The 23,018-nt window shown below is 45.4% G+C and carries 19 protein-coding genes; 8 read left to right on the top strand and 11 right to left on the bottom strand.

All coding sequences use genetic code 11. The features are described from left to right. Positions 1–63: 63 nt before the first annotated feature. A complete protein-coding gene (locus VXQ11_RS13730) occupies positions 64–462 on the bottom strand; it encodes an MAPEG family protein (RefSeq protein WP_191730902.1) in 399 nt (132 codons plus the stop codon). Positions 463–561: 99 nt separating this feature from the next. Between VXQ11_RS13730 and VXQ11_RS13725 the strand changes: the two genes are divergently transcribed. Continuing rightward, positions 562–942 carry a hypothetical protein gene (locus VXQ11_RS13725; RefSeq protein WP_064102341.1) on the top strand — a complete coding sequence of 127 codons (381 nt, stop codon included), beginning with the start codon at positions 562–564 and terminating at the stop codon, positions 940–942. Positions 943–991: 49 nt separating this feature from the next. Here the strand turns inward: VXQ11_RS13725 and VXQ11_RS13720 are convergent, their stop codons facing one another. From VXQ11_RS13720 to VXQ11_RS13695, 6 genes are all read right to left on the bottom strand, one after another. After that, positions 992–2,668 (bottom strand): AMP-binding protein, encoded by a 1,677-nt coding sequence (locus tag VXQ11_RS13720; RefSeq protein WP_064095170.1) that lies wholly within the window; start codon positions 2,666–2,668, stop codon positions 992–994. 150 nt (positions 2,669–2,818) lie between these two features. Further along, positions 2,819–5,038, bottom strand: coding sequence for a DNA topoisomerase IV subunit A (gene parC / locus VXQ11_RS13715; RefSeq protein ID WP_416681696.1), 2,220 nt, complete (start codon positions 5,036–5,038; stop codon positions 2,819–2,821). A 165-nt stretch (positions 5,039–5,203) separates the two neighbouring features. After that, entirely contained in the window at positions 5,204–6,523 is a 1,320-nt protein-coding gene (locus tag VXQ11_RS13710) for an MFS transporter (RefSeq protein WP_416706280.1), read from the bottom strand. Positions 6,524–6,652: 129 nt separating this feature from the next. Further along, the gene (locus VXQ11_RS13705; RefSeq protein WP_064094683.1) at positions 6,653–7,297 is read right to left on the bottom strand and encodes a trimeric intracellular cation channel family protein; all 645 of its coding nucleotides are present in this window, start codon (positions 7,295–7,297) and stop codon (positions 6,653–6,655) included. A gap of 61 nt (positions 7,298–7,358) precedes the next feature. Then, positions 7,359–7,823 (bottom strand): YchJ family protein, encoded by a 465-nt coding sequence (locus tag VXQ11_RS13700; protein WP_144723534.1) that lies wholly within the window; start codon positions 7,821–7,823, stop codon positions 7,359–7,361. Positions 7,824–7,896: 73 nt separating this feature from the next. Then, a complete protein-coding gene (locus tag VXQ11_RS13695) occupies positions 7,897–9,471 on the bottom strand; it encodes a TerC family protein (RefSeq protein WP_144723664.1) in 1,575 nt (524 codons plus the stop codon). A gap of 332 nt (positions 9,472–9,803) precedes the next feature. On the opposite strand from VXQ11_RS13695, the gene VXQ11_RS13690 reads away from it, so the two are divergent. After that, entirely contained in the window at positions 9,804–10,424 is a 621-nt protein-coding gene (locus tag VXQ11_RS13690) for a TIGR00730 family Rossman fold protein (protein ID WP_064094686.1), read from the top strand. A 66-nt stretch (positions 10,425–10,490) separates the two neighbouring features. Here the strand turns inward: VXQ11_RS13690 and VXQ11_RS13685 are convergent, their stop codons facing one another. Further along, a complete protein-coding gene (locus VXQ11_RS13685) occupies positions 10,491–11,465 on the bottom strand; it encodes a hypothetical protein (RefSeq protein WP_064094687.1) in 975 nt (324 codons plus the stop codon). A gap of 348 nt (positions 11,466–11,813) precedes the next feature. On the opposite strand from VXQ11_RS13685, the gene mdtD reads away from it, so the two are divergent. From mdtD to VXQ11_RS13655, 6 genes are all read left to right on the top strand, one after another. Then, positions 11,814–13,205, top strand: a complete 1,392-nt coding sequence (gene mdtD, locus VXQ11_RS13680) for a multidrug transporter subunit MdtD (RefSeq protein ID WP_064094688.1) — start codon at positions 11,814–11,816, stop codon at positions 13,203–13,205. A 64-nt stretch (positions 13,206–13,269) separates the two neighbouring features. After that, positions 13,270–14,049 (top strand): GH25 family lysozyme, encoded by a 780-nt coding sequence (locus VXQ11_RS13675; RefSeq protein WP_416706279.1) that lies wholly within the window; start codon positions 13,270–13,272, stop codon positions 14,047–14,049. 53 nt (positions 14,050–14,102) lie between these two features. Continuing rightward, positions 14,103–15,119, top strand: coding sequence for an MBL fold metallo-hydrolase (locus VXQ11_RS13670; RefSeq protein ID WP_191730898.1), 1,017 nt, complete (start codon positions 14,103–14,105; stop codon positions 15,117–15,119). Between the two features lie 20 nt (positions 15,120–15,139). Next, entirely contained in the window at positions 15,140–16,195 is a 1,056-nt protein-coding gene (gene dinB / locus VXQ11_RS13665; RefSeq protein WP_064102333.1) for a DNA polymerase IV, read from the top strand. Positions 16,196–16,417: 222 nt separating this feature from the next. Next, on the top strand, positions 16,418–17,728 hold the full coding sequence (gene shiA, locus VXQ11_RS13660) for a shikimate transporter (RefSeq protein ID WP_416681713.1): 1,311 nt from the start codon (positions 16,418–16,420) through the stop codon (positions 17,726–17,728). Continuing rightward, a complete protein-coding gene (locus VXQ11_RS13655; RefSeq protein WP_064094693.1) occupies positions 17,718–18,074 on the top strand; it encodes a RidA family protein in 357 nt (118 codons plus the stop codon). The genes shiA and VXQ11_RS13655 overlap by 11 nt, the downstream gene beginning before the upstream one ends. 51 nt (positions 18,075–18,125) lie before the next feature. Here VXQ11_RS13655 and VXQ11_RS13650 read toward each other — a convergent pair whose 3' ends face one another. From VXQ11_RS13650 to VXQ11_RS13640, 3 genes are all read right to left on the bottom strand, one after another. Further along, the gene (locus VXQ11_RS13650) at positions 18,126–18,674 is read right to left on the bottom strand and encodes a hypothetical protein (RefSeq protein ID WP_064102331.1); all 549 of its coding nucleotides are present in this window, start codon (positions 18,672–18,674) and stop codon (positions 18,126–18,128) included. A gap of 398 nt (positions 18,675–19,072) precedes the next feature. Continuing rightward, entirely contained in the window at positions 19,073–21,481 is a 2,409-nt protein-coding gene (locus VXQ11_RS13645; RefSeq protein ID WP_416706278.1) for a YgiQ family radical SAM protein, read from the bottom strand. 143 nt (positions 21,482–21,624) lie between these two features. After that, positions 21,625–22,839, bottom strand: coding sequence for an MFS transporter (locus VXQ11_RS13640; RefSeq protein WP_416706277.1), 1,215 nt, complete (start codon positions 22,837–22,839; stop codon positions 21,625–21,627). Positions 22,840–23,018 lie beyond the last annotated feature (179 nt).

Below are 23,018 nucleotides of genomic sequence, written 5' to 3'. Positions count from 1 at the left end.
GGTTTTAAAGAAATTTTTAGACTTTAAATCTCGAACTGTAAATATGTCCGTTGACTTGCTGACTTAAACGATCTTGATGATCAGCAGCAATAAAGCCACCGGGCATAACATCGAGAGCAACCATACAATAGAACGTAGAGTTGCCCAGTTGGCCAGATAGCAAATTCCGTACAAGGTACGAAAAACCAGATAGGCAATACCGAACGTCATGACCAACTCTTGGGGCACCACCATATATTCTGCCATCAAGATCGCAGCAATAAAGAGTGGTAAACTTTCAAAACTGTTCTGCTGGACAGCATTGGCACGACTAGCCAGTCCTGAAGACTTTTCTAAAAATTCCCGTGGATGCTGATTGTCTTTGGCGCTAAAGCCTGCAGTTTTTTTTGCAATCAATGTGAATACATAGGGCAAAAGACAAGCGGCTAAAATGAGATAGATAATCCCACTAATGCTGTGCATCTGTTTTTTCTCATAAAATTTTATCCCTATCATAGCATGGCATTTCGTGAATAAATTTTGTTAAATAGAGTGCTTTTTATTACTTGTTAAGGATTCACTATGGTCACACCTGATCAAAATGAAATGTTCGATGTCCTCGAGAAACAACGCCAGCATCAACGTCAAGTGGATCGCGTATTAAAAATTGTGCTGCCGATTGTGGCATTTCTGATCGCCGTCATTTGTGCCAATATGAACATCTGGTCACCGATCTTCACCTTTGCTCTTCTATGGATTTCTTTTTATGCTGTAGGGATCAAGCGCCTGCCTCTCTGGCACTGGTTGATCGCAATCCTGGTTTATTGCTTGCTAGATAATATTCTAAGTTATGGCAGCTTTAATCAAACCGGATTTACCCGCCAGTTCGGTACCATGTTTATTTTCTTGGGAGTAGTCGGAGTAGGCCGCCCTTATTTTGACCGCTGGTTAATGAAAAAATAAAAAGTCCAAATTAAAAAAAGCGCCTGACGGCGCTTTTTTTTTACAGAATTTAGGCAGATTTACGTAAATCTTTGCGCAGGATTTTACCTACATTCGATTTTGGCAATTCATCCATAAACTCGACATAACGTGGACGTTTATAACCGGTGAGGTTTTCTTTAGCAAATGCCAAAACCTCTTCTGTGGTTAGAGATGGATCTTTTTTCACCACAAACAGTTTCGGCACTTCGCCTGATTTTTCATCTGGTACGCCAATCGCAGCCACTTCCAGCACTTTTGGATGGGTTGCCAAAACTTCTTCAATCTCAGATGGATAAACGTTAAAACCAGACACTAGAATCATGTCTTTTTTACGGTCTACGATTTTTACATAACCACGTGAATCCATCACACCGATATCACCGGTACGGAAGAAGCCATTAACCATCACTTTGTCAGTTTCATCTGGTCGGTTCCAGTAGCCCTTCATCACCTGAGGACCACGGATTGAAATTTCACCTTGCTCGCCCAATGGAACTTCATTGCCTTCATCATCCAGAATAGCAACTTCGGTTGATGGTAACGGGATACCAATGGTGCCACTAAATTCTTCAGATGCAGGTGGGTTTGCCGTAGCGACTGGAGAGGTTTCAGACAAGCCATAACCTTCAACAATGTTGGTTCCGGTGACTTTCTTCCATGCTGCTGCAGTAGAAGGAAGTACCGCCATACCACCGCCCATTGCCATTTTTAACTTGCTATGATCAAGTTGCTTGAACTCTTCATTGTTCACCAGCGCATTGAATAGTGTATTCACTGCCGGGAAGAAAGTCGGCTGGTATTTACGTAATTCTTTCATCACTGCAGGCAGATCACGCGGGTTCGGAATCAGGACATTCGCCTGGCCTTTATACATGCCATACAGTGCGCACACCATAAACGCAAAGATATGATATAGCGGCAAGGCACAGAAAATACGGTCATCTGGCTGACCATCTTGCGCACCAAATTTACTCTGGAAAATACCGTCACACTGTAACAGGTTCGCGACTAGGTTACGGTGCGTCAGTTCAGCACCTTTAGATACGCCTGTGGTACCGCCCGTATATTGCAGTACAGCTGTATCGCTTAGGCCCAGTTCAGGACGCTTGTAATTGTTCGGGCTAACTTTATTTAAAGCAGTATTGAACTTGACGTGGCCTGGAATATCCCATGCTGGAATCTGCTTGCGCACAGAACGCAGTACAAAGTTTACCAGTGTTCCTTTCAAGGCACCCAGCATGTCACCGACAGAAGCCACTACAACATGCTTCACCGGTGTTTTACCAATAATCGCTTGGTAAACAGATGCAAAGTTCTCAATAATCACCAGAACTTCAGCACCTGAGTCATTCAATTGATGCTCAAGTTCACGTGATGTATAGAGTGGATTCACGTTGACCAGTACCAAACCTGCGCGGAACACCCCAAGTGCCACGACCGGATACTGAAGCACGTTTGGCATCATCACGGCAACACGTGAACCTTTTGCCAACCCCAAGCTTTGTAAATAAGTTGCAAACTTGCGACTCGCCTCTTCCAATTCATTGAAAGTCATGGCCTTATCCATAAAGATAAAGGCATCACGCGAGCCGAATTTTTGGAAATTACGTTCAAAAATATCTACTAGAGAAGTATTTTCTGGTGGTAATTCTACTGTTTCTGGAATCCCTGTTTTTTGGTATTCAGCAAACCAAATTTTTTCCATAATGGCCATCTCTCCAATCATAATCCTTAGTATTTCAACTGTTTTTTTCAATATCACACGCCGTTTTTAGACTTGTATATGTGCAATATTGCATCCATCTTGTCGAATCGTTGTTCATATATAACGTATTTTACAGGATGGATGCTAGTCTTATCTTTGAATCAACAGTTTATTTGCTTTTTGGTATCCGCGTGGTAAAAGCTGACCTTTTGCACCACGTTTGCCGAGATATTTTTGCAAATCATCCCCTTTTAATTTTAACTGCTGCTGTCCTGCAAGCACTTGAATTGTTTCATCAAGCTTCAATAGTGTCATGGACAAAATTTGATCACTAGCCTCAAGTTGTATCAATTTATTTCCTTTGCCTTTATTCAACACCGGCAACTCTGCTAAATCGACAATTAACAGGCGCCCTGCCGAACTGAGCAGTGCAACATGCGTGGCATCTTTGAGTAGCTGCAGGTTCATCACTTCAGCTCCTTCAGATAAATTCAGGAAAGCTTTCCCGGCTTTGGCACTGGTATCCAGCTGCTTGGCCTGGGTTTTAAAGCCATACCCTTTACTACTGATGGCCAGAATTTCAGCTTCGTCATCAGCCACCAGAACCTGTTTAAAACCCACTCCGCTGGCAGGAGAAAGTTTTGAACTGAGTGGTTCACCGAGACCACGTGCCGATGGCAGGCTATTGATTGGTAAGGCATAGCTACGGCCGGTATCATCAATCACATAGACCCGCTGGTTGGACTTGCCTTGAGCATGACTCAAGTACTGGTCACCGGCACGGAAATTCAGATTTTCAGCCTCCACTTCATGACCTTTGGCACAGCGAATCCAGCCAGCTTCAGATAACACTACCGTCACCGGATCGGCAGGCAACATTTCAGTTTCATTGATCGCAGCAGCTTCGGCACGCTGTACGATTGGCGAACGGCGATCATCACCAAATTTCTTGGCATCTTCTTTTAGTTCAGAAATGATCAGGGTCTTCAAGGATTCCGGATTGGCCAGCTGTTCACGAATCACCGCAGCTTTCGCTTCCAGTTCTTCCTGTTCACGGCGCAGTTGCATTTCCTCAAGCTTGGCCAGATGACGTAACTTGAGTTCCAAAATGGCTTCAGCCTGAATCTCGTCAATGCCAAAACGCGCCATCAATACCAATTTTGGCTGATCTTCTTCACGAATAATCCGAATCACTTCATCAATATTCAAATATGCAATAATCAGACCACCCAAGATATGCAGGCGTTTTTCGATCTTGTTCAGATGGTATTGCAGACGACGTGTTACCGTGGTTTTACGGATTTCAATCCATTCCAGCAGAATACGACGAATCGATTTTACCTGTGGACGGCCATCGGCACCAATCATGTTCATATTGACACGATAGCTGGATTCCAGATCTGTGGTCGCAAACAGATGGCTCATGACTGCTTCTGCATCAATACGGTTGGAACGCAGGACAATCACTAAACGGGTTGGATTGACATGATCCGATTCATCCCGTACATCACTGACTAGTGGTAGCTTTTTAGCCTGCATCTGGTCGGCAATCTGGGTGATGATTTTGGAACCTGAGACCTGATATGGAAGTTCGGTAATAATAATTTCGTTTTTATCGATGGTATATACCGCACGCATGCGATAACTGCCACGACCTGTAGTCTGAATTTTTAACAGTTCAGCAGGAGGAGTAATAATTTCAGCTTTGGTCGGCAAATCCGGTGCAGGAATATAGTCTGCGATTTTTTCATCGGTCAGGTTCGGATTACGAATCAGGGCAATGGTACCTTTGACTACTTCACGCAAATTATGCGGCGGAATGTCAGTAGCCATACCCACTGCGATACCGGTCGTACCATTCAGCAGGATATTCGGTACACGTGCTGGCAAGTTCACCGGTTCTTTCATCGAACCGTCAAAGTTGTCCTGCCATTCACAGGTGCCCTGACCCAGTTCAGATAACAACAGTTCGCTGTATTGAGACAGCTTGGCTTCGGTATAACGCATGGCTGCGAAAGACTTCGGATCATCCGGAGAACCCCAGTTGCCCTGTCCTTCAATAAACGGATAACGGTAACTGAATGGCTGCGCCATCAGCACCATAGCTTCATAGCAGGCCGAGTCACCATGCGGATGATATTTACCGAGTACGTCACCGACCGTACGTGCCGATTTCTTTGGTTTGCTGGTCCATTTCAGCCCCAGCTCACTCATGGCATAGACAATGCGGCGCTGTACCGGTTTCAGGCCATCGCTAATATGAGGGAGTGCCCGATCCATAATCACGTACATGGCGTAATTCAGATAAGCTTGTTCGGTAAATTCTGCTACGGAGCGGTTTTCTGTCGCATGATGCGCAAGGCTTGTCATAACAACCTATAGTCCTAAATAATTCGTTTTTGTATCAATGTTTCTTATGCTATGTCGCGGCTGGGGATGACACAAGGGCATCAAATAGCTCAGCGCGACAATTTGTGTCTTATGGCCTAAAAATATCCACTTTATAGGCCTCAAGCAACTAAAAAATCATTCACTTTATAAGCCCATCGATTCCAGGGTCTTGCCTTTGGTTTCTTCACCCAAAACCAGAATCACAAGGGCAACAGCGACCAGAACTCCAGTAAACATGGTGAAGACATAGCTAAAGCCATTCGGCATGCCCATCAAATGGGTTACGGCAAAAGGCGCTGCAATACCGCCAATCCGGCCCACTGCACCGGCCCAGCCTGAACCAAAGGCACGGATATTGGTCGGATATTGTTCCGGCGTATAAGTATAGAGCACGCCCCAGGCACCCAGATTAAAGAAGGACATCAGACAGCCCCAAATCACGATTTCAGCAACACTACCCGACTGGCCAAAGAAATAGGCCGAGATCGCACACATGCCAATAAAACCGGCTAGAGTAGGCTTACGACCCAGCTTTTCGACCAGCCAGGCTGCCACCAGATAACCCGGCAACTGCGCCAGAATCATAATCAGTACATACTCAAATGACTGGACGATGCTATAGCCTTCTTTGACCAGTAAGCTTGGCAACCAGGTAAAGATGCCATAATAGGAAAAAATAATACCGAACCAGATCAGCCAGAGCATAAGCGTACGGCGCGCAAAGATACCCGACCATAACTGGGAAAATGAAATATTCTGCTTCTCTGCGACCGGTTTCACTTCAAAAATTTCATAGACTTGAACGCCACATTGACGCTCAATCTTTTTGACCAGTGCCGAGGCTTCGTCTATACGGCCACGGTTAATCAGGAAAGGAATAGATTCCGGTATCATTTTCCAGATCACAATTGCATACAGCGCAGGCAGGCCACCAATCAGAAAAGCGGTTTGCCAGCCAAAATCAGGAATGACAAAGCGCGATACTAAAGCTGCAACTAACCAGCCCAGCCCCCAGAAGCTTTCCAGCAGGACAATAAAGCGGCCTCGCACATGCGCAGGAATATATTCGCTGACCAGCGTCACAGCCACGGGTAACTGACCACCTAGGCCCAAACCGACAATAAAACGGAAGACCAGCAGCCAGGTCAGATTCGGTGCAAAAGCGCAGGCTGCCGTGGCCAGGCTATAAATGACCAGCGTTGCAGCAAAGACTGTTTTACGCCCAAACCGGTCGGCCAGTCCCCCGGAACAAATCGCCCCAATCGCCATGCCAACAAAACCGATCGACACCACCCAGCTTTTCTGATCTGCAGTCATCTGCCAGTCTTCAGCCATTTTTGCCAGAATAAAGGAAATTAATCCGGTATCCATCGCATCAAACATCCAGCCCAGTCCAATCACCACCAGCAAGGTGTAATGAAACTTACCAATTGGTAAGCGTTGTATGCGAGAAACTAGATCCATAACAAAAATCTCTGATCAGGTGGAACGGGAGATGCTGCTTTCTCAACAGGTGGGCTGCTTTATATTTTTTATACTACGAATTAAGCACAATGCGGTGATTTTATTACCGCATTCATGTCAATGAAAAAATCAAGATTCATCTTTGGAGGATGCAGATTGCTCATCATCATCTTTATAAATAAATTTTGGCATTTCCAGACCAAAATAAATGGCGATCAGACGTAAGCTAAAACCAAAGATCAGGGTAGAAAGAATGGTGACGTCTTGTGACAAACCATAATAACTACACAACCAGTAAAAGATTACTGACACAAAAGCAATACTGGCATACAGTTCACGACGGAATACCAGCGGCACATCATTACATAAAATGTCACGCAAAATCCCGCCAGATACCCCAGTCAAAACCCCGGCAACTGAACTGACCACAAAGCCATGTCCCATTTCCAGAGAAATCTGACAACCAATAATGGTAAAGCCGATAAGGCCTAAGGCATCCAGCACCAGGAAGATATTGCGCAAATGCCGCATCCATTTGGCAATCAGGATCGTCACGAAAGCTGCACAACAGGTCAATATCAGATATTCGGGATGCTTGACCCAGGTCAAGGGATAATGCCCAAGCAGGACATCGCGAACCGAACCACCACCCAGTGCCGTGACACAGGCAATAATCATGACGCCAAACCAGTCCATACTGCGCCGGCCAGCAGACAGTGCCCCGGTCATGGCTTCAGCGGTAATTGCAACAATATAGATAACGGTCAGTAACATCGCCCTGCTTCCACCTGAGGCTTTGAGATGGCGGCTATTCTAAGCTAAATCTATGTGAAAGTTATAAGAATCCGGCACAACATTGCTTAAATTTTTTACCTGAACCACAAATACAGGGCTGTTTCATGCCGAGGGTGTGATCCGTGGTCGGATCCAGGAAATACCAGCGATCTTCAAGCTTCACAAAATGTGAAACTTCATGATGTATCTGTGCCTGCTTGCCATCATGATAATAAGCATTGAACTCAACCAATGCATGATTTTTATCCAATTTTTCATCGGCTTGAACAATCTCAAGCTTTAACCACTGATTGGCTTTGCTCCAATCGCTAATTGCCTGCAAGTCCAAGGCCTGTTGCTGACCCAGCGCGGTGGTGGTTTTGATGTAATCGATTTCATGCTTCGCGAAGGCACTGTAACGGGAACGCATGAGTTGCTGCGCAGTCTCTGCGACCCGTTGTCCTGCATGTAAGGGCTGACAACAGCTGTGATATTCACCTTGTCCACATGGACATGCTTCTGACATTTCAGTTCCATAAAAATAGCCCGACAATGCGGGCTATTTTAGCAAATTTTTGCGTCCGAACCTTTGCTATAGTCTATTCCTGCGCAGGAAGCGGAATGATATGTACTTTATCGATCTTATGGCCGTCCATGGTGACCACTTCAAAGATATGTCCATCTGCTTCAAATTTTTCACCACTATGCGGTAAACGTGCCATATGGAATAATACATAACCGGACAGGGTGGAATATTCTTCAGTTTCATTGACCAGATCACGATCCAGCAATAAGGAAACATGACGGATATCGGTGGAACCATCCAAAATCAGGCTGCCATCTTCCAGACTTTCTGCAGCAGCTTGCAGCTCATCTTCATCCGGGAATTCACCGGCAATTGCTTCAAGGATATCAATTGGCGTGACAATCCCTTCAATCGAACCATATTCATTCAGGACAATCGCCATTTGCAATGGAGCCTGACGCAATTGCTCCATCACCATCAGGACCTGGGCATTTTCATGCACGATCACCGGTTCACGTAAGTGCTTTTCAAAATCCAGCACCCCGGTTTCAATGTATTCGTTCAGGACTTTATGAGTCAGTACCACCCCGGCAATATTATCCAGTTCACCACGCGCAACGATCAGACGTGAATGGCTCATTTGCAATAACTGTTCTTTGATACTGTCGGGCTCATTGTCCAGATCAATCCATTCCAGTTCAGGACGTGGCGTCATCACCGACTTGACCGGCCGTTCCGACAGACCCAGTACCCCCTGCACCATGACACTGTGATAAATGCCGTTTTCATCATTAAAGACTTCATCAGCAAAGGCACGCGTCGCCAGAACATCTTCCGGCTCAGAAGAATCATTGTCCTGAGCAGGTTTGCCACCGAGCATCCGCATCACTGCTGAAGCAGTACGGTAGCGCATGTCGGTGGTGGTCACCATTTTTTCCTGATTGCGTTTCATGGTCTGGTTAATAAATTCGACAATCACCGAGAAGCCAATTGCAGCATACAGATAACCTTTCGGAATATGGAAACCGAAGCCTTCGACTACCAGCGAAAAGCCGATCATCATCAGGAAACCCAGACACAGAATCACCACGGTCGGATGTCTGTTAACGAAATCCATCAGGGCTTTGGATGCCCAGAGCATAATCCCGATGGCAATAATCACGGCAATCATCATGACTGACAGGTCTTTGACCATGCCAACCGCAGTAATCACGCTGTCCAATGAGAAAACGGCATCCAGCACCACGATCTGCACAATCACCATCCAGAATACCGCATGGACCGGATTTTCTTCTTTGATGACCGGTTTGGCTTCCAGACGCTCATGCAGTTCCATGGTGCCTTTAAACAGCAGGAACACCCCACCAAACAATAGAATCAGATCACGACCCGAGAAAGCATGATCAAAAATGTGGAACAGTGGATCAGTCAGAGTGACCACCCAGGCAATCGAAGCCAGCAAGATCAAACGCATCACCAGGGCCAGCATTAAGCCCACAATCCGCGCGGCATTACGCTGTTCTGGCGGCAATTTCTCCGCCAAAATGGCAATAAAAACCAGATTGTCGATCCCGAGTACAATCTCAAGAACAATTAATGTGAGTAAACCGACCCAGGCTGAAGGGTCCGACATCCATTCAAAGATCATACGCTTGGCTCCTGACACTCAGGACTGCTGCATTGAATGAACCGAGACTGTAATGAAACAGCATAATATTTTTGATATTGAACAATACCAATTATTTGACGGCGATTTATAGAGTTACACGGCCAACTACCACTACCCATTTTCGTTCTATTGTTGTGAAACCAATTTTTAGTATAGCAAGATCAAATCGAAATTCACCTTTTTTCATGGCTGTTTATCGATGAATTTTGTCTGGCTGAAATGCTGTGAAAATACAGCTGCTCACAGAATTGTCATATTTATTAATTAAGCTAGAGTCACCAGAAAGAAAAATGATAAGGTGAAGAAAATAAATGCAAAGCGTAATTCAAATGACAGATTATTTTAAAGACAACTCCCCAAAAACAACTCGTCCTTTAGTGGCACTCTATTGTGGTTCACGTGCAGGCAACAAGCCGATTTATTTAGAAAAAGCCCTTCAAATCTCGCAAGGACTGGCAGAACATGGTTTCGGGCTGGTCTATGGTGGCGCCAGTATTGGCCTGATGGGACAGGTCGCGGATGCCATGATCCAGCATGGTGGTGAAGTAGTGGGCGTCATTCCCGAATTTATGCTGGACTATGAAATTGCCCATAACCAGCTGACAGAGTTACATGTGGTGACCAGCATGCATCAACGCAAAGCCATGATGGCTGAGCGAGCCTGTGCCTTTGTGGCCTTGCCAGGTGGACTAGGTACTTTTGAGGAAATTCTGGAAATTGCCACTTGGGGCCAATTGAACCAGCACCAGAAACCGATGATGCTATATAACGTCAATGGGTTCTATGATGCCTTGATTGCACAACTGGATCGTGCCGTTGAAGATGGTTTTTTACCGCCGCAACATCGTGCCAAACTGATCATTTGTGAACATGAAGAAGAAATTTATACAACTTTAACCAATTTAGGCCATCCACAAAGATTTGTGGTTTAAACCGTTCCAATTAATAAAAAAGCGAGCACCTGGCTCGCTTTTTTCTCGGATTTTTAATACTAGGACTTATTGTCCATAATTCGTCACAAACTCATAAAACATCGGCAAAGTTGTTGCCAGAATGACCGACATGGCCAGACCGAACATCAGTTTCATGGCATCTGCACTGACATTACGTGAAGTACGATGTTTGTTGACTTCATCCAGAATCATCGACATGGCAAATTCACGACCTGCAAGTAAGCCCAGGAATACCCAGGTGGTACTCATTGGAATGTTGCTCCACTCTTTGAAAACTAACAGGATAATGGCATACATGAAGTCGATAATCGTTGCAGCACGAATGTCGGTTACACCGGTTTTGGTGTCGACAATGTTCTGGATGGCTCCGCCACGTTGATACAGAATCACGCCCAGCAACACCACGAATACCGTAATCGCAAACATCAGGAATTCAAACGGCACCTGACGTGGTACATACACGAAGATGTTGGCCAGATCCTGAATCAGCCATTGGCTCCACAGGAAACCGGTAGAGACCCACTGCAAGCCCATCCAGACCTTGGAGTGCTCCTGATGACGTGTCTTGGCAAAATGGCGTGCCAGCTGCTTGGCCACAAAACGATAGATGACAATCGCCACGATAAAGGCGACGGCATAGCCCATCATCGATTTGACCATCATCGAGCCTAGGCTGGCAGGAGAGAAGATCGTAAGCACCAGGAAGGTAGTACTGACTGGAATCCCGTATCTGGTCAGTATTAACAGGAGAATAGGCGGCACAATATACAGCCAGGTAATGCCACCTTCAGGGAAAGGAATGGTTTCTAGACGACCGTATGAGGCATCACCTACCCCGGATGCATACCAACCATAGATCAATACGACAATTAAAATTGAGCTGATATAAATCCACAATACCCACCATGGGCGATGGGAATTTGATGAAATAAATGTCCCTAAGGTTTGAGGCACATCATTTCCGACAATAGAATAGGCGGCTAAACAGAAGCCGATCACCATCAAAATCTCGATTGTCATAAACACAAACCTATACGCGAGGAGATTTCAGCACTGCTGAAAAGTTGGCCCAAGATTATGACGGTTTTATTTCATTTTAATGACAACACTGTCATATATATGCCGGTCTTACAAAAAAGAGTAGCGAAGTGCTCTGAATCTAGCAGCTTTTAGCGGCTCTAGATCGACTTGATAAATCATAGGGCGACTCCCTGATGTCATTGCTCCCTTATGCCCAGAACATGACTTTACCATGACCGATTTCTTGCAGTTCCTTGACACACGACGCTATAAAAGTTGACACGCTTTATATACGACATACCCGGCTGTTTCCTTTAAACTATTAAAAATTTTAAGCTTTCCATAATTATGAATGCCACGCCTACGCATCAAGCCCTAGATCCTGAATTCAGACTGCTGGTCTTGTTGGTGTCGATCGGCTTTTTTATGCAGGGGCTGGACAGTACCATTATCAACACGGCCCTGCCCGCAATTGCTAAGAATTTACAGGAAGATCCGCTGCGGATGCACGGTGTGGTCGTGGCTTATGTCCTGTCAGTGGCAGCCTGCATCCCCTTGAGTGGCTGGCTGGCGGACCGTTTTGGGGTCAGAAACATCTATTTTTCTGCCATTATCATTTTTTCTCTGGCATCGTTGGGCTGCGCCTGGGCTGAAAGTCTGAATGAATTACTCATCTATCGGGTATTTCAGGGCATAGGGGGTGCCTTTTTACTCCCGGTTGGCCGGCTGGCGATGCTGAAGATTATTCCGCGAACCCAGTTCTTGGCTGCCATGAGCCTAATGAGCCTGGCCGGACTGATCGGTCCGCTGATTGGACCGACCTTAGGCGGATGGATGGTCGAATATATGTCCGTGCGCTGGATTTTCCTGATTAATTTACCGATTGGCATCCTGGGTGCCCTGATTACCCTTAAAGCCATGCCCAATGTGCTTGAACCTACGGTAGCACGTTTCGATTTTGGCGGTTTTATCCTGCTCATCATCGCCATGGTATCGCTATGTCTTGGTATTGAAAATTTTGCCAGTCCACAACATCCGCTCTGGTGGAGTCTGGCCCTGATTCTGGCTGGATTGGTAGCTTCGCTTATCTATGCCTATCATTCGCACACCCATCAGAATGCATTATTCCGTAGCAAACTGTTTAAGAATAAAATTTATTCGATCGGAATTCTGGGTAATTTTTTTGCGCGTCTGGGCGGTAACTCGATTCCATTTTTATTGCCTTTAATGCTGCAGGTGGCATTTGGTTTTGAACCCTTTATGACCGGCTTGCTGATGATTCCCACTGTACTCGGTTCCCTGGCCTCCAAACCGATTATCCGCAGTATTGTGCAGCGCTTCGGCTATCGTCGTGTCTTGTTGGTCAACACCTTGTTGGTCGGCCTGTGTATTGCCAGTTTTTCCCTGACTACAGCAGACACCCCGCTCTGGTTAAGAACCATGCATTTCTTTATTTTCGGGGTTCTGAATTCACTCCAATTCGTTTCTATGAACACCCTGACTTTAAAGGATTTAAACCAGCAGGATGCCAGTAGCGGCAACAGCTTTCTGTCAATGATCATGATGCTGTCGATGAGTATCGGGGTGGCACTGGCCAGTACCCTGGTCAACATGCTGGGTGCCTATTACGGCGCTGACAATCTGGTGGCTGCTTTTCATATGGCACTGATCTGTTTGGGCTGCATCAATATTATTGCGGCCTATATTTTCTGGCATATTCCGAAAAACACCCCTGTCTAATGCGATAATAAAATTCAGACTGAGGCGGTCTTTAGACCAGCTCAGATACAGGTAAGGACTGAAGATGCAAAAACATCAGATTTGGAGCAGATATAGCAAGCCGCTTTTAGTAGGGTTTGGCTTTCTGGTCATATTGGTTACGATCGCCATGGTTTATCTCTATCTGATGAAAACCCCGTCTTCCCATGCTGCCGATTATCCAATTCAAGGATTTGATGTATCGCATCATCAAAAAGAGATCCAGTGGCAGCAGATTCCGCCTGAAAAGTATCGTTTTGTTTATCTGAAAGCCACTGAAGGCGGCGACTTTAAAGACACCCGTTTTCAGGAAAACTGGCTCAAGGCCCGGGAGCGCGGCTTTCTGGTCGGCGCCTATCATTTTTACCGGCTCTGCCGCGATGGCAGCATTCAAGCCCAGAATTTTATTGACTCCGTACCCAATAAACCGGATGCCTTACCGCCAGTGATTGATCTGGAATATGACAGCAAATGCATCAATACCTATTCTAAAGAGCAGCTTTTAAACGAAATTCAGGTGATGCACGATGCCCTGAAAAAGCATTACGGCAAGCAGCCGATTTTCTATATTTCTAAAGCTTTTTATAATATTGTACTGGTAGGAAATTTTCCCGACGTACCGCTCTGGGTACGTGAATACAAGGGTCTGCCTGATTTAAAAGATCAGCCAGCGTGGCTATTTTGGCAACATACCAGTCAGGGGAAAATTCCCGGTATTACCACACCGGTAGACCTGAATGTTTTTTATGGCTCAGAACAGCAATGGCTGGATTTTCTCAAAAAGAATGCGATTGCAGTACCTTCATATGAAGAGCAGGCGAAATAAAGTTCATCGCCTGAAAATAGGTTCTTTATAAAAACAACAAGGAAATACAAAGATTGAAATGGATAAAAGGCGTTTTACTCGGTCTGCTAATTCTTCTCCTGCTCATCGCGGGTACACTGGCTTATCTGTTGCAAGCTTCAGGAAAACTCAGGGACTTTCAAGCGTGGCAGCCGAAAACCGGTACATCCGTTCACGGTCTCACCGTTAAATTTTTTGGTGTGTCCACCCTGTTACTCGATGATGGTCACGATCAGATCCTGATCGATGGTTTCTTTAGCCGGCCATCTTTGTGGCAAGTACTTAGCCGCCCGATTCAAAGTGACAGGCTACTCCTCGAACAACTGGTGCAACGCCATGAATTGAGTCGAACCCAAACCATTCTGGTCACTCACTCACATTATGATCATGTTCTGGATGTACCGGCCTTACTGGAAATGCTTCCCGGAACTGCTGTCGTCGGTTCACCTAGCACCCTGAATATCGCCCGGGCAAACCCTAAAGTTATTCCACAGCAATTACAGCCGGTTAAGCTTGGGCAAGTACAGCAATGGGGAAACTTCCAGATCACTGCCATTCCCTCACAACATACCCCGCCCACAGCGGTAAATGATGATTTAGGCGAAGAGTTGCTGCAGCCTTTTACCCTTCCGGCCAAATTTTCCGAATTTAAAGAAGGTGGCAGTTTCGATTACCTGATTGAGCATGTGGGATATAAAATTCTGGTCAAGGCCAGTACCGGATTTATTCCAGAGCAATTACAACATCTGGAAGTCGACACCCTGTTTTTAGGCATTGCCCAGCTCTCCAGACAATCTGCTGCCTATCAGCAGCAATATCTGGCTGAAACCCTGAACCTGCTCAAGCCCAAAGTGGTGATCCCGGTACATTGGGATGATTTTTTTCAGCCTTTAAACCAGCCGCTGCAATTTTTACCCCGTCTTGCCGATGACTCCCCAAAAAGTTTACAACTTCTGATTCAGGCTGCCGAGAGACAAGGGACCAAAGTTGTCCTGCTAAGCGGACCACAGCCCTATTTACTCAACGCAGCCGTCGCTTCCCAATCCGATTAAAGCCCCTTAAGATAGCGAACATGCGCAAAATTATTCATATCGATATGGATGCGTTTTATGCCTCGGTAGAGCTGCGTGAACGTCCAGAACTGAAAAACTTACCTATGGTGATTGCTTCGCATCATCCTCGGGCGGTGGTCGCGGCTGCCTCATACCCGGCACGGGTTTATGGCCTGCGTTCTGCCATGTCCATGGGGCAGGCGCGCAAACTGTGTCCTCAGGTCATCGTGATTGAGCCGGATTTTGCCAAATACCGGCAGGTATCGGCACAGATTCATCACATCTTCCAGCAATATACTTCCCTGATTGAGCCACTGTCTCTGGATGAAGCCTTTCTGGATGTCACAGAGAATCTAAAACAAATTCCAAGTGCTACCGAAGTCGCCATGCGGATTCGCGAGGATATTTTTCAAGCCACCGGATTAACCGCGTCTGCTGGTGTAGCGCCCAACAAGTTTCTCGCTAAAATTGCTTCGGACTGGCACAAACCGAATGGCATCTGTGTGATTAAGCCATCACAAGTTCAGGGATTTATCCAGAATCTGCCCCTAAAAAAAATTCCCGGTGTGGGAAAAGTTACCCAGGAAAAACTGAGCAGCCTGAACCTGAACACCTTGGGAGATTTACAGCAGATTGATGAAGCCTTACTGATTCAGCATTTTGGCAAATATGGACGACGGCTGTTTTTATATGCTCAAGGTATTGATGAACGACCGGTCGAAGTGGAACGAGAACGCCAGCAAATCTCTAAAGAAACTACTTTTGATGATGACCTGTATCTGAGTGAATGTCGTCCCTACTGGGAGCCCTTACTGGTACAGGTTTGGCAAAGTCTGCAAAAGAAACAGCTTTCGGCTCGCGGCGTTACGGTCAAATTAAAACTCAAGAACTTTCAGGTGATGCAACACAGTAAAAGTTTTAAACAGATACTGCGTAGTCCACAGGAATTAGCCCAAGCCTTGGACTTACTGCTCGACGATCTGCATATTGCCCCGCAGATGCAATTCCGGCTGATCGGTGTAGGCGTATATCAGCTCAGCGTCCCCGAGATTGAAACCCAATTGTCACTGCTCTAAGCAGTTTCTGTTCATGTTTTAAGCATCGGTTTAAAAAGACGGCAACTTTGTTTTTACATTTTGATTTTTTAGAGTAATCTATCTGCGCAATGCATTATCCATGTATGTGCTGAGATGCTGAAAATCACCTTTACTTTCAGCATGCTGTCCTGTAATTGGCGTGACGATCAAATCCGAATATTACAGGGCAACTCTGATGTAACTCATGGAATTCCCTCCTGCATGTCTTCTGTAAATTCTTCTGTTATTCAAGAACAACGCGCACGTAAAGCTGCGCTATCTAGTTTTGTTGGTGCTGTTGTCGATTGGTATGATTTTCTCCTTTACGGCATTGTTGCAGCCTTAATTTTTAAAGATCAGTTTTTTCCCAGTATTGGCGAGAACATGGGTACCCTGGCAGCTCTGGCCACCTTTGGGGTCGGCTTCCTGTTTCGTCCTTTAGGTGGTGTAGTATTTGGTCACTTTGGTGACAAACTCGGCCGTAAAAAAATGCTGGTACTTACGGTAATCCTGATGGGAATTTCCACGGTAGGGATTGGCCTGCTGCCAAATTTCGAGGCAATTGGCTGGTGGGCACCGGTACTACTGGTGTTTTGTCGTGCCTTGCAAGGCTTTGCCGTCGGTGGTGAATGGGGCGGTGCAGCCCTCATGGCCGTAGAAAATGCACCAAAAGGAAAAAAGGCCTTTTATAGCAGTGGTGTTCAGGTCGGTTACGGCGTCGGTCTGGTTCTGGCCACCGGTGCAGTATCGCTTATACTCGCGACACTGGGTGAAGACGCCTTTGCTGAGTGGGCATGGCGTATTCCCTTTTTAGCCAGTATCGTGTTGATCGGCATTGCCATGTGGATTCGCCGTGATCAGGATGAATCTCAGGAATTTGTAGAAAAGGTGGTAAAAGCAGACCATCAGCCAGAAAAGCTGCCAATCTTGCAGGCCATCAGTAAACATCCTAAAGCTTTTTTCTATATCATTGCTTTACGTTTGACCGAATTGCTGACCATGTATCTGGTCACCAATTTCGCCCTGAACTATTCCACCAGTAATCTGGGCATGGACAAACAGTTCTTCCTGAATATTACCTTGATGGTCGGGGCCATTAGCTGCTTCAGTATTCCCTTCTTTGCCTGGCTGGCAGATAGATTCAATCATCAGAAAATGTGTGTCTGGGGTGGTTTGATTGGTGCACTCTCAGCCTTTCCATTTTTTATGGCGCTCGATGCACAAAATACCTGGATGATTATCATCGGGGCAATTTTACTGGCAAACGTTGCCCATGATATGGTGGTCAGTGTCCATCAACCGATTTTCACCTCACTGTTTGGCACCGAATACCGCTACAGCGGTGCCGGAGTTGGCTATCAGGTGGCGAGTATCATTGGTGGTGGATTTACCCCATTTATTGCAGCTGCACTGGTGATTTGGGCAGACGGTTCATGGCATTATGTAGCGATCTATCTGGCGGTGGGTTGTCTGCTGACTGCACTGGTCGCAGCCCTGATGCCCAAAACTCAGGATGAACAACATGACAGTTGAACGTTTACACGTATCGAAACGCTTTTCGGAAATTGCCATTGCCGGTAATCTGGTACATCTTGCAGGCCAGCTGGCTACAGATGTCGAACTGGATATTAAAGGGCAAACCCAACAGACTTTAGATATTATTGACCAGTTTCTGGCAGATGCCGGTACTGATAAAAGTCACATCATGTCAGTCACAATTTATCTCAAGGATATTGAGCATGACTATGCGGCTTTTAATGAAGTCTGGGATGCCTGGGTGGCGGATATCGAAGCGCTGCCTCGTACCTGTGTCGAAGCAAAACTGTATGATCCACGGGTATTGGTCGAACTGACCGTCGTGGCGGTTAAACCGGAATAATTTTCCTAGATCGATTCATAAAAAAGCATGCTTCTGGCATGCTTTTTTGTTTTAACCGACTGCTTTAATTTTACTGCGCTCTAAATCTGAATATAGATAGTATTTTTTCAGATCATTGCTAACTGTATATTTGGGCATTTTCTGCATTTGCGCTTGCTCCTGCAAAAAGTCTTGGCGCAACTGATAATATTCCGGCACATCGTCGTAACGGATCACCCGATAACCAGCCATGGTCAGTAATGCATCCTGGAACCCTGTCTGTTGTGGACGCTTAAGGATTAAAGGGTCATCTACCGCTACAACTGCCAGAATCTGATATTGCTGATCCAGAATTACAAAATCGGCAGTCAGGTTACGGTACTTGTGTCGAGTCCGGTTAAATTTGGTGGTCATTAAGGCATCATAGGAAACATGAGCCAGAATGATGCATTCTGGTAAAACTTCTCTCAGTCGAGTGAAGGTCAATTGCTCATTCAGATTGAAAATCGCACGCTGCTTCAACGCGCTGTCTTGTGGTTTGGAATTATTTCCGAGCTTTTTCCATGCCATGAGCACGACACAGAAGAGCAGGAAACTCCCAATCATAATATAGGTGGTCATGCCTAAATCCTTGCATTCTTATAATCATTTTTGTTTTATTGTTGTGCAGTATAAACCCACGCTTTATTTTAAATAGAGCTAACAACCAATCTGCTTAAATACCCATACAACCGGTATCAAAACTCGATTTTGTGTTACCTAAAATGACATCTTTTTGAATGCCAATGAAAGTGGATTTAAAGTACTGATAACGCACTCTAAAACATCCATAGAATTGATCGCAATACAAATCTGCTTAACTGTAGGACAATTCCGACAAAGTGTTATTTTTATACCACTTTTTAGCAATACATAATGCAAATAATACATCCCTTTACATTTTTTAATCATAGTCCTTAGCTACGTTACTTTACCTCAGCGCTAAAAAAAGACACCGAAGTGTCTTTTTATTAACTTAATTATGCACGTGATTTGGACTTCGCTTTAGGCTTTTGCCCACCAAAGGGTTTTTTGGTATCGTCCGTTTCACGTGGTGGTAAACCCGTGTGCTGGGTCAGAATTTGACCACGCTCAGGACGCTTCTTGGTATTTGAAGGACGGGGCTGAGCTTGTGCAGCCTTGCTACGGTTCCCCTGCTCGCCGGTACGTTTTTGCGAATCACCAGCAACCGTCGAATTTTTCTTACGCGCCGATTGATACTGACCGTCTGCGCTGCCTGCAGGCTGATAAGTCGGAATCAAATGCTGTTTCGAGTTACCAATTAAATCCTGACGACCCATTTCTTTCAGGGCTTCACGCAGTAAAGGCCAGTTGTTTGAATCATGATAACGTAAGAAAGCTTTGTGCAGACGACGACGCTTCTCACCTTTCACAATGTCGACATTTTCAGTGTAACGCGCTACTTTCGCCAATGGGTTTTTACCGGTGTAGTACATGGTGGTTGCAGTCGCCATGGGTGATGGATAGAAGGTCTGTACCTGATCGGCACGGAAGCCATTCTTCTTCAACCAAATCGCCAAGTTCATCATGTCGTAATCGGTGGTGCCCGGATGCGCCGCGATGAAATAAGGAATCAAGTATTGTTCCTTACCGGCCTCTTTACTGTAACGATCAAACATTTGCTTGAAGCGGTCATACGTACCAATACCCGGCTTCATCATTTTATTGAGCGGGCCTTTTTCGGTATGTTCAGGCGCAATTTTTAAGTAACCACCTACGTGGTGAGTGACCAATTCTTTGACATATTCTGGGTTTAAGACCGCCAGATCATAACGCAGACCCGAACCGATCAGAATTTTTTTAATACCCGGTAAGCTACGTGCTTTACGATAAAGCTGTGTCAACGGTGCATGGTCAGTATGCAAGTTTTGACATACGCCTGGGAATACACACGATGGCTTACGACAGTTCTTTTCAATCTCAGGATCTTTACATGCCAAGCGGTACATGTTGGCGGTTGGGCCGCCTAAGTCCGAAATAATGCCTGTGAAGCCAGGTGCTGTATCACGAATCTTTTCTACTTCACGCAAAATCGATTCTTCAGAACGGTTCTGAATGATACGACCTTCATGCTCTGTGATTGAACAGAAAGTACAACCACCGAAACAACCACGCATGATGTTTACAGAGAACTTAATCATGTCAAAAGCTGGGAAACGTGCTTTACCATAAGATGGATGTGGCAGACGTGCATAAGGCAGATCAAACACATAATCCATTTCTTCCGTGGTTAATGGAATTGGCGGTGGATTTAACCATACGTCACGCTCACCATGCTTTTGAACTAATGCACGTGCATTACCTGGATTGGTTTCAAGATGCAAAATACGATTGGCATGTGCATAAAGCACTGGATCAGCAGCAACTTCTTCAAAAGCAGGCAAACGGATTACGGCCAATTCACGCGGCGGTAATTTATGTTTAATTGCTTTAGATGCCGGTTGTAGCTGCACGATTTGCGTATTTTCGTCCAAATTATCGCCTTCACGGACAATTGGATTGGCTACATGTTCTTTTTGGAAACCCTGGTACTGACTCGAGTCCTTCCCCTGCTCAATTTCACAACCTTCAATATCTTCAGTCATGACATAAGGGTTAATAATTGGATCGACACGACCAATGGTATCGACATCATTCGATGCGATTTCAACAAATTTGGCTTTCGATGGGCGGTTGTGTTTATTGACAATAAACGCTGTACCACGAACATCGGTAATATCTTGGATTTTTTCACCACGCGCCAAGCGATGCATGATTTCAGTAATGGAACGCTCACCATTACCGTACATCAACAGATCAGCTTTAGAGTCCATCAATACTGAACGACGCACTTTATCTGACCAGTAATCATAATGCGCAATACGACGTAGTGAGGCTTCGATCCCACCTAACAATACGGGCACATCTGGATAGGCTTCGCGTACACGCTGGCAATACACGGTTGCTGCACGGTCAGGACGTTTGTTTGGCTGGTTGTCTGGTGAATAGGCATCGTCGGAACGGATTTTGCGATCTGCCGTATAACGGTTGATCATTGAGTCCATGTTGCCCGCAGTTACACCCCATGCAATATTGGGTTTACCCAATACACGGAAGGCTTCAACATTGGTCCAGTCTGGCTGCGCAATAATCCCGACACGAAAGCCTTGCGCTTCTAGGGTACGCCCAATAATGCCTGAACAGAATGAAGGATGATCAATATAGGCATCGCCACAGACTAAAATAAAGTCACAACTGTCCCAGCCGAGTTGATCCATCTCCTCGCGTGACATCGGCAAAAATGGCGCAGGTTCAAAACACGACGCCCAATATTTGTCGTAATCAAACAACGCTGTAGGCGCTGTCTGCATGGTATAAGCAGTAGACATGGCTAGCAATTCTCGGCTGGCAGATGGAAGATCAAAAAATAGATCAAAGATGAAAGCCGAGCATTTTAGCATGAATTCAGCTGAGGTTGCTTGATTATAATTTATACAATACTGGCTTTAAGACCTTAATCAGGAATATATGCTTATTCTGTTTCTAGTCTGCTTATTTTAGGTTTTAACTGTTGAGCTACCAATAAACCGACTATCAAAATAATGCCGATGAATAAACTGAGGCCGCGCCATCCGGTATTTTCCCAGACCAGACCACTCGAGCTGCCAAGCACACTGGATCCAAGATAGTAGCAGAATAAATAAAGTGATGATCCTACAGCACGATACTGTAAAGATTGCACAGACACCCAACTACTGGCCGTGGAATGTGCAGCAAAAAATGCAAAGGTAAAAATGAGCAGACCAATAAAAACAAGCACCAAGCTGTTGACTAGCATCAACACTAATCCTAGCAGCATGCTGGCAAGCATGGCCACCAATACCTGGAAACGTCCAAATTTCTGGCTCCATGCCGCCGCACGAGGCGAACTATAAATTCCTGCCAGATAGGTAATAGAAATCACGCCAATCCAGACATGCGACAGCTCAAAAGGTGACTGAATCAGGCGATAGCTGAGATAATTAAAGACTGAAACAAAACAGCCCATCAGGATGAAACCTTGCAAGAACAAGATTCGCAGTTTGGGATCACTCAGATTATGCTGAAATGCAGTAAGGAAGCGGCTTAATTTAATAGGATAAGCTTGAAAATTCCTGGATTTAGGCAACAAAAAATAGAAGATTGTCGCAATACAGAGGTTAATTAGTCCAATGATTAAAGTCGCTGATTGCCAGGAAATAAAGTCTACCAATACCCCAGCAATCAAACGGCCACTCATACCACCAATCGCAGTTCCAGAAATATAGAGTCCCATGGCCAAACCGATATCTTTCGCGGCCACCTCTTCCCCAATATAGGTCATCGCCACTGCGGCCACGCCACTCACGGTTAAACCAATTAATATTCGGGTAGCCAGAAATACTGACCAAACTGGCAATACAGCACTCAGTAACAACAATACTGAAACTGAAAATAAAGACCAGACCATAATCGGCTTGCGGCCAAAACGGTCCGAGATTAGTCCAGTAAAAATAAGACCAACAGCTAATGCAATGGTAGAAAATGAAAGTGGAAAACTGCTTTGCGTAGGAGAGATATGAAAATAGTCTGCCAGAATCGGCATCATCGGCTGAACACAATACAATGAAGAAAAAATTGCAAATCCAGCCAGAAACAAGGAAAACAAAACCGCTTTAAAGGCAGAGGACCCATATTCAATATGGCTTGAAGATAAATTTGAGGACATATCCGCTCCAGAAACCTGTTCCAGTATACGCCTACCCTGCGGATTTTCTGCTGTGGTTTTATGTGAAAAATAATATTTATAAGCTTTCGACTAAATTCCCCGCATAAAAAAACACCCCCGGCCTTTAGACCGGGGGTGTTTCGAATAATGAGCTGGCGATGACTTACTCTCACATGGGT

The organism is Acinetobacter sp. 197 (assembly GCF_048148385.1).
Classification (GTDB): domain Bacteria; phylum Pseudomonadota; class Gammaproteobacteria; order Pseudomonadales; family Moraxellaceae; genus Acinetobacter; species Acinetobacter pecorum.
Note: the sequence above shows the minus strand (reverse complement) of the source record. Positions and strands in the feature narration are given on the sequence as shown.

Bases quoted from the DNA above. Each gene is read 5' to 3' on its own strand.
- VXQ11_RS13730 (WP_191730902.1), bottom strand. From the start codon at position 462: ATGCACAGCATTAGTGGGATTATCTATCTCATTTTAGCCGCTTGTCTT.
- VXQ11_RS13725 (WP_064102341.1), top strand. From the start codon at position 562: ATGGTCACACCTGATCAAAATGAAATGTTCGATGTCCTCGAGAAACAA.
- VXQ11_RS13720 (WP_064095170.1), bottom strand. From the start codon at position 2,668: ATGGAAAAAATTTGGTTTGCTGAATACCAAAAAACAGGGATTCCAGAA.
- parC (WP_416681696.1), bottom strand. From the start codon at position 5,038: ATGACAAGCCTTGCGCATCATGCGACAGAAAACCGCTCCGTAGCAGAA.
- VXQ11_RS13710 (WP_416706280.1), bottom strand. From the start codon at position 6,523: ATGGATCTAGTTTCTCGCATACAACGCTTACCAATTGGTAAGTTTCAT.
- VXQ11_RS13705 (WP_064094683.1), bottom strand. From the start codon at position 7,297: ATGTTACTGACCGTTATCTATATTGTTGCAATTACCGCTGAAGCCATG.
- VXQ11_RS13700 (WP_144723534.1), bottom strand. From the start codon at position 7,823: ATGTCAGAAGCATGTCCATGTGGACAAGGTGAATATCACAGCTGTTGT.
- VXQ11_RS13695 (WP_144723664.1), bottom strand. From the start codon at position 9,471: ATGATCTTTGAATGGATGTCGGACCCTTCAGCCTGGGTCGGTTTACTC.
- VXQ11_RS13690 (WP_064094686.1), top strand. From the start codon at position 9,804: ATGCAAAGCGTAATTCAAATGACAGATTATTTTAAAGACAACTCCCCA.
- VXQ11_RS13685 (WP_064094687.1), bottom strand. From the start codon at position 11,465: ATGACAATCGAGATTTTGATGGTGATCGGCTTCTGTTTAGCCGCCTAT.
- mdtD (WP_064094688.1), top strand. From the start codon at position 11,814: ATGAATGCCACGCCTACGCATCAAGCCCTAGATCCTGAATTCAGACTG.
- VXQ11_RS13675 (WP_416706279.1), top strand. From the start codon at position 13,270: ATGCAAAAACATCAGATTTGGAGCAGATATAGCAAGCCGCTTTTAGTA.
- dinB (WP_064102333.1), top strand. From the start codon at position 15,140: ATGCGCAAAATTATTCATATCGATATGGATGCGTTTTATGCCTCGGTA.
- shiA (WP_416681713.1), top strand. From the start codon at position 16,418: ATGTCTTCTGTAAATTCTTCTGTTATTCAAGAACAACGCGCACGTAAA.
- VXQ11_RS13655 (WP_064094693.1), top strand. From the start codon at position 17,718: ATGACAGTTGAACGTTTACACGTATCGAAACGCTTTTCGGAAATTGCC.
- VXQ11_RS13650 (WP_064102331.1), bottom strand. From the start codon at position 18,674: ATGACCACCTATATTATGATTGGGAGTTTCCTGCTCTTCTGTGTCGTG.
- VXQ11_RS13645 (WP_416706278.1), bottom strand. From the start codon at position 21,481: ATGTCTACTGCTTATACCATGCAGACAGCGCCTACAGCGTTGTTTGAT.
- VXQ11_RS13640 (WP_416706277.1), bottom strand. From the start codon at position 22,839: ATGTCCTCAAATTTATCTTCAAGCCATATTGAATATGGGTCCTCTGCC.